This window comes from Arthrobacter sp. 2YAF22_2, from assembly GCF_052114645.1.
GTDB lineage: Bacteria > Actinomycetota > Actinomycetes > Actinomycetales > Micrococcaceae > Arthrobacter.
The window spans coordinates 1-7,279 of sequence record NZ_JBFRFD010000147.1 but is presented as its reverse complement, the minus strand read 5'-3'; the positions used below and the strand labels follow the sequence as shown (position 1 = coordinate 7,279).

Here is a 7,279-nt window from a genome sequence, read left to right as displayed (position 1 = left end):
CTCCTGCCACCGTGTCCGGGCCAGTTCCTGCCAGCTGGTGCCGTGCCCGGGCAGCAGCGGCATCCGCACGGCGTATCCGGCGGCGGCGAGGGACTCGGCCCATTCCCGGACGCCGTGCGGGCTGCCGGTGAATCCATGGGAGACCACGACGCCGGTCCGGGGACCGGCGCCGGTAAACGGGCTGCTGAATGGTGAGTGGTCCGGTGCTGTGCTCATGGGCGCTCCGTGCTAGCTGCCTGCGCGGGGCCGGCAGGGACTCTGGGTTCGACTGGGGACTGGACAGGGGATTGGACATGGGACTGGACGCCGGATGCGGCCGTGTGCTCGCGGAAAAAGCGGTCGGACTCCGCGAAGATCAGCGGTGCGTCGACGTCCAGGGTGGCAACGTGTCCGCTCTCGGGCAGGCGCACCACTGACAGCTCCCGCGATCCGAGGCGCTTGCGCAGCAGGTCCAGCGAGGAGGGCGGCACCACGGCGTCGGTGTCTGACTTGAACACGAGGGTGGGCGCCTCGACGGCGGGCAGTTCGCGCAGGGTCGCGGTGAACAGCTTGCGCAACTGATGCACGGCGTGCAGCGGGGTCAGCGAGTAGTCACCGTCCTGCGTGGGCGCCGCCGTCGACTCGGCCTCCCGGAGCGGCACGGTGGTGCGCTGCAGGTGCTTGAGTACCCCGATGTACCGCACCCGGCGGTCGTAGAAGCTGAGGCCGGGATTGACGACGGCGACGCCGGCCACCCGCTGCCGGGCCGCGGTGCGGAGGGCGATGGCTCCGCCCATGGACAGCCCGGCCACGAAGCAGGTGCGGGTCCTGGCCGCGAGGTCCAGGTACGCGGCTTCGAACGCGCCGTACCAGTCCTGCCAGCTGTGCCGGGCGAGGTCGCGCCAGTCGGTGCCGTGTCCGGGCAGCAACGGAACGGACACCGCATGGCCCAGCGACGCCAGATGCTCGGCCCAAGGCAGAACCGACAGGGGGCTTCCCGTGAARCCGTGGCAGATGGCCACGCCGATGCCGGCGTTGGTCCCATGCCCGGGGTAGCTGAAAGCGGCAGGGGCCATCGGAGTGCTGCTTTCGCTCATGTGCCCATCGTGTCACTGTTCGTGGCAAAACTCACTAGAGTAGGGTGTCATTGAAGTCCTGGCCGGGYCGACCCAGGGCCGGCCAGACGCCTGCCGGAGGGGTACATCGCGTGTTTTATTGGTTCATGAAGACCTTCGTCCTTGGGCCGGTGTTGAAGTCGCTGTTCCGCCCGTGGGTCAAGGGGCTGGACAACGTCCCGGCCGAAGGCGCGGCAATCCTGGCCTCCAACCACCTGTCCTTCTCCGATTCCATCTTCATGCCGCTTATGGTGCCCCGGCCGGTGGTGTTCCTGGCCAAGTCCGAGTACTTCACGGGCAAGGGAATCAAGGGCAAACTGACGGCTGCCTTCTTCCGCCTCACCAACCAGCTGCCGATGGACCGGTCCGGGGGAGCGGCGTCCGCGCTCTCCCTTAACGCGGGCATGGATGTGCTGAAAAACGGCTCGCTCCTGGGCATCTACCCCGAGGGCACCCGCAGCCCTGACGCCCGCCTGTACCGCGGAAAGGTGGGCGTGGCGCGGCTCGCCCTGCAGGCCCGCGTTCCAGTGATCCCGGTCGCGATGATCGGTACGGACAAGGTCCAGCCGATCGGCAAGCGGGTGCCGAACATCCGCCGGATCGGAATGATTTTCGGCGAGCCGATGGACTTCAGCCGCTACTACGGCATGGAGGACGACCGGCTGATCCAACGCTCCGTGACGGACGAGATCATGTACGAACTGATGCGGCTCTCAGGCCAGGAATACGTCGACGAGTACGCCGCCGTCGTCAAACTCCGGTTGGCCGGGAAGGCCACCGGACTGCCGGAGGCCGGCGCCGGGAGCACCGGCCCGGACGCTCCCGGATCAGTGTGACGGAGGGCGTTCAGTCAATGACGCCGGGCACCCCCGTTCGGTGCGGCGGCAACTATCCTTAGAGGGTGACTGAGCTATCTGCGCCTTCGACGTCCCCCGTCAACAACTCCTCGCCTGCGGGTTCCGCCCTGACCGGCACGCCTTTCGCCGGCACGTCGTTAGCGAGCACGTCGTTAGCGAGCACGTCGTTAGCGAGCACTGCCCAGAGCGGCGCCGCCAACTATCCGGGACTGGACGACTGGCGGGAATTGCCCGCCTCGCAGCAGCCCAGCTGGTCCGACCCGGCCGTCTTTGAGGCCTCGGTTAAGGAACTGTCCGTTTTGCCGCCGCTGGTCTTCGCCGGCGAGGTGGACATCCTGCGCGAACGGCTCGCCGCGGCGGCCCAGGGCAAGGCGTTCCTGCTCCAGGGCGGGGATTGTGCGGAAACCTTCGAAGCCGCCACGGCGGACAAGATCAGCGCCCGGGTCAAGACCATCCTGCAGATGGCCGTCGTGCTCACCTACGGCGCGGCGATGCCCGTGATCAAGATGGGCCGGATGGCGGGCCAGTTCGCCAAGCCGCGCTCCTCCAACGATGAAACGCGCGAAGGCGTCACCCTGCCGGCCTACCGCGGCGACATTGTCAACGGCTATGAGTTCACACCCGAATCGCGCGCCCACGACGCCGGGCGGATGCTCAAGGCCTACCACACCTCGGCGTCGACCTTGAACCTGATCCGCGCCTTTACCCAGGGGGGCTTCGCCGACCTGCGGCTCGTGCACCAGTGGAACAAGGGCTTCACCGAGAACCCGGCGCACGCGCGCTACGAGTCGCTGGCCCGCGACATCGACCGCGCCATCAAATTCATGGCTTCGTGCGGGGCTGACTTCGAGGCGCTCAAGCGGGTGGAGTTCTACGCGAGCCACGAGGCCCTGCTGCTCGACTACGAGCGCGCCCTGACCCGCATCGATTCGCGCACCGGGCTGCCCTACGACACCTCGGCGCACTTCCTCTGGATCGGGGAACGCACCCGCGAACTTGACCACGCGCATGTCGATTTCCTTTCCCGCGTGCGCAACCCGATCGGTGTGAAGCTCGGCCCGGCCACCACCGGCGATGACGCGCTTCGGTTGATCGACAAGCTGGACCCGAACCGGGAACCGGGCCGCCTGACGTTCATTACCCGGATGGGCGCGGGCAACATCCGGGAGAAGCTGCCGCCCATCGTTGAGCGGGTCACCGCTTCGGGCGCGCAGGTCCTCTGGGTCACGGATCCGATGCACGGCAACACCGTGACCTCGCCGAACGGCTACAAGACCCGAAACTTCGACGACGTCATCGACGAAGTGCGCGGCTTCTTCGAAGTCCACCACGGCCTCGGCACAGTCCCCGGCGGCCTGCACGTGGAAATGACTGGCGACGATGTGGCCGAATGCCTCGGCGGGGCCGACCCGGTCGACCAGGACGCGTTCCTGGACCGGTACGAGTCAGTCTGCGATCCCCGGTTGAACCACATGCAGTCCCTGGAAATGGCGTTCCTGGTCGCGGGATCCCTCTCCAAGCGCTAAACGGCGGTTCCGTCGCGGCAAACAGCTCCGCCCCCGGCCTGATMAGGCCGGGGGCGGAGCTGTTTTGTGTAAGTGGCCGCCTGACGGTTGTCAGACCACGGTCAGCGTGACAACGGAGCCCTCGGGAACTTTCTTGTTCACAGGTTCCTGGTCCCGGACGGTGCCGAAGAAGCCGCCCAGGATGTTGTTCACCCGGACTTCGAAGCCCAGCTGTTCAAGGGCTTCGCGCGCCTCGTCGACCTGCTTGCCGATGAAGCTGGGCACGTCAACAAGTTTGGGACCCTTGGAGATGGTCAGGGTCACCGCGCCGCCCTTGGTGAGGGTGCCGGACGCCGGATCCTGCGATACCACGGCACCCTTAGGCACCTTCTTGTCAAAGACGGTCTCGGGTGCGATCGCGGCTTTCAAGCCGGCGGCTTCGATGGCTTTGACGGCCTCACCCTGATCCTTGCCTCGCACATCCGGCACCGGAAGCGGCTGCGGGCCCTTCGAGACCGTCAGCCCGACGGGCGTCCCGTGTCTGGCGGGAGTGTCTTTGCCCGGGGCCTGGGCCAGCACGGTTCCCGCAGCCGCGGCGTCGTCGTAGCTCTCGGTGACCGGCCCCAGGGCCATCCCGGCGCCGTTGAGGGCGGTCTTGGCGTCATCGAGCGACTTGCCCGTCAGCGCGGGCAGCGGGAACAGCTCCGGCCCCTTTGAGACGGCGAGGGAGACGGGCTCAAATCTGCGGATGACCTTCCCGGCCGGAGGCTCAGAGCCGACCACCAGCCCCGGCGACACGTTGTCATCGAAGACGTCCCGGGTGGTCGACTGGAAACCGGCCGTGCGGAGCAGCTGTTGTGCCTCGGCGACGGTCTTGTTGGCCAGTTGCGGAATGGTCCCCGGCGACCCCGGGCCCATGCCGAAGAACCAGCCGGCACCTGCTGCCAGCAACGCGACAATGACCAGCACCAGGATCCAGACCAGGCCGCGGCGCCGCGGGTTGCCCGCACGCAGGCTGCGGCTGGGCGTTGCCGCCGCCCGCTGACGGGCCTTCTCCTCGTCACGGCCCTGTTTGCGCTGGGCCCGCTTGCTGGCCGGGACCGTTGGCGCCTCCCGGCCGCCTTCCGCATCGGCGCCGAACTCGCGTTCCTCCGGGGTGGCGAGCGGTCCGTACGCACCTTGCCGCGGCGGACCTTGCCGCGGCGGACCTTGCCGCGGCGTGCCGGAGAGGACGGTGGTCGGATTGCTGGCCCGGCTGATGACCTCGGTGGGCCGCTGGATGCCGCCAAGCATTTCGGTGTGGGCTTCACCGGGCGCGCCCGCACCGGCTGCCGCGGTCGCTGCGATTCCCGGCATGGTGACCGCGGCTGCGGCCGCGGGCGGACGGAGTTCCAGTTCCGCGTCGCTGAGGTTGGTGCGGATGTGGCGGAGCTCGGAAAGCAGCGCATTGCCGTCCACCGGGCGCTTGTCGGGGTCGTTGGCGGTGCACCACTGAACCAGTTCGTCGAGCTCGGCGGCCAGTCCCGGGACCAGCGCGGAAGGCGCACCGACGGTGGAGTTCACGTGCTGGTAGGCGACCTGGATGGGGACTTCGCCGTCGAACGGCTGCTGTCCGGTGAGCATCTCGTAAAGCATGATCCCGAGGGAATAGATATCGCTGCGGGCGTCGGCCTGCCGGCCCATCACGAGTTCTGGTGAGAGGTAGGCGACCGTACCGATCAGCGCCCCGGTGCTCGTCGTCGTCGTGATAGCGCGGGCCAGGCCGAAATCGCCGATCTTGATCCGGCCATCGTCGGCGATCAGCACGTTTTCGGGCTTGACGTCGCGGTGGATGAGGCCGGCTGCGTGCGCCGCGCCGAGGCCTTCCACGACAGGGTCGATCAGGGCCAGGGCCAGCCGCGGGGTGAGGGCGCCCTTTTCCCTGAGCACGTCCCGCAGCGTGTGGCCCTTGATGTACTCCATCACCAGGTACGCCAACGGACCGTCCTCACCCTGGTCCAAAACGCCCACGACGTGCGGGTGCGACAACCTCGCCGCTGCTTTGGCTTCGCGGCCCAGCCGGTCCAGGAACTGCGGGTCGCCGGCCATGTGCGGATGCAGGACCTTGAGCGCCACGTCCCGCTCAAGCCGGYGGTCGGTGGCGAGATAGACGGTCGACATCCCGCCACGGGCCAGCTTGGATTGAATCAGGTACCGGTTGTCCACCAGGGTCCCGACGAGAGCGTCCGATGTGTATTCCTGCACCATTTGATCCTAAGCTCTGCACGGAAACGGGCCCGGATTGACATGCAATCCGGACCCGTATCGTTACGCGGCGGAGTGCTCAGCTCCGCGCGATGCTGGCGGTCAGCTGAAGCTCTGCTGCAACTTCTTGATCGAGGCCACGTAGATCTTCGTATCGTCGAACATGCCCCTGGTGCTCACCGAATACTGGCCCTGGTAGTAGCCCGCGATCGCGTTGTCCAGGTCCTTGCTGGTGCGGACCAGCTGGCGGATGATGGCGACGCCGGCGGTGGCGTTGTCATACGGGTCCAGCAGGTTCAACTTCCGGCCCACCAGGTCCGAAGCCCACTGGCCCGAGGACGGGATCACCTGCATGGCGCCAATGGCGTTGGCGGGGGACACCGAGCGCTGGTTGAAGCTGGATTCCTGGAAGGCGAAGGCGAGGGCCAAGGAGGGATCCACGCCCATGCGGCGCGCCGTGTCGGCCACGATCTGCTTCATCTGTTCGGTGCTGGGAACCGGCGCGGCGTTGAGCAGTGCCTTGTTCTGGTTGGCCGAGTTGACGACCGCTTCCGGGTAGCTGAACCCAAGGAACGTGCTGGGCACCAGCGGCGTCACGGTGGCGGCCGGCTGGGTAGGGGCCGGCTGGCTGGAAGCCGGGGCAATGGTGCCGGCGCCGGGAATGACCAGCTTGTTGCCCGGGTAGATGATGCTGCTCATGGTCAGCTGGTTCGCGGACAGGATGTCCGAGAGCTTGACGCTGTGCCGGGCGGCGATGCCCGACAGGGTGTCGCCGGCCTTGATGGTGTAGGACCCGGAGCTGGCCGGTGCCGCGGGAGCGGGGGCCGCCGGGGCGGGCGTCGGGGCGGCGAGAGCGGGTGCCGCCGGAGCCGGAGCGGCAGGTGCGGCCGCGCCGGCGCCGACCTTGACCTGCTGTCCCGGGTAGATCACGGAACGCATGTTGAGCCCGTTCCAATCGAAGACCTCAGAGAGTCTCACGCCGTGGCGGGCCGCGATGCCGCTCAGGGTATCGCCGGATTTCACGGTGTAGACCTGTCCGCCGGCCGGGGCCGCGGGAGCGGGAGCCGAGGGCGCCGCAGGTGCCGCCGGGCTCGCCGCGCCGGTGAGCTTGATCGTCTGGCCGGGGTAGATCACGGTGTTGGCCTGCAGGTTGTTCAGCTTGAGCACCGCATAGGTGTCCAGGCCGAACCTGCCGGCGATCGCGCTGACGGTGTCACCGCGGGCAATCGTGTACTCCGCCGGGGCGGACACCTGCGCGGGCTGGAACGCGGCCGGGATGGTGGCCGGGACGGACGCGGCCGGAATCAGCGCAGGCAGCGACTTGGCGGTCAGCCCTTGGGCCTGGGCTTGCATGGCGGCGGCGAGTGTCGCCGGGATCGCGCGCGGTTGCGGTTCGGCCAAGGCCGGTTGTGCGATCGCCAGAGAAGAAAGCACGACGGCGGGCAGGGCCGCCGTCGTCGCCGCGATCAGCGGGAGGCCGGGCCTCGTGTGGGACTTCGGCGTACGAGACGTCGTCATGGGAAAGATCCTCTTCTCAGCGGCGAACGCTGCAGGTCAGGCCGGTATTACTGGTGTTACC

Annotated in this window: 6 protein-coding genes; 2 read left to right on the top strand and 4 right to left on the bottom strand. The window is 67.9% G+C overall.

Annotated elements, in window-relative coordinates; all coding sequences use genetic code 11:
- Together AB4Y86_RS08130 and AB4Y86_RS08125 are read right to left on the bottom strand one after the other, a co-directional pair.
- A partial coding sequence (locus AB4Y86_RS08130) for an alpha/beta hydrolase (RefSeq protein WP_441401733.1) occupies nucleotides 1-216 on the bottom strand: 216 nt, incomplete at its 3' end.
- The gene (locus tag AB4Y86_RS08125) at nucleotides 213-1,076 is read right to left on the bottom strand and encodes an alpha/beta hydrolase (protein WP_441401731.1); all 864 of its coding nucleotides are present in this window, start codon (nucleotides 1,074-1,076) and stop codon (nucleotides 213-215) included. The genes AB4Y86_RS08130 and AB4Y86_RS08125, both read right to left, overlap by 4 nt.
- A gap of 110 nt (nucleotides 1,077-1,186) precedes the next feature.
- Here AB4Y86_RS08125 and AB4Y86_RS08120 point away from each other — a divergent pair, with 110 nt between their 5' ends.
- Complete coding sequence (locus tag AB4Y86_RS08120; protein WP_441401729.1) at nucleotides 1,187-1,930, top strand: lysophospholipid acyltransferase family protein; 744 nt, start codon at nucleotides 1,187-1,189, stop codon at nucleotides 1,928-1,930.
- Between the two features lie 128 nt (nucleotides 1,931-2,058).
- Nucleotides 2,059-3,477, top strand: a complete 1,419-nt coding sequence (locus tag AB4Y86_RS08115) for a class II 3-deoxy-7-phosphoheptulonate synthase (RefSeq protein WP_441401735.1) — start codon at nucleotides 2,059-2,061, stop codon at nucleotides 3,475-3,477.
- Between the two features lie 90 nt (nucleotides 3,478-3,567).
- On the opposite strand, the gene AB4Y86_RS08110 is transcribed toward AB4Y86_RS08115, so the two are convergent.
- On the bottom strand, nucleotides 3,568-5,703 hold the full coding sequence (locus AB4Y86_RS08110; protein WP_441401727.1) for a protein kinase domain-containing protein: 2,136 nt from the start codon (nucleotides 5,701-5,703) through the stop codon (nucleotides 3,568-3,570).
- 99 nt (nucleotides 5,704-5,802) lie between these two features.
- Nucleotides 5,803-7,218, bottom strand: a complete 1,416-nt coding sequence (locus tag AB4Y86_RS08105; RefSeq protein WP_441401725.1) for a LysM peptidoglycan-binding domain-containing protein — start codon at nucleotides 7,216-7,218, stop codon at nucleotides 5,803-5,805.
- Nucleotides 7,219-7,279 lie beyond the last annotated feature (61 nt).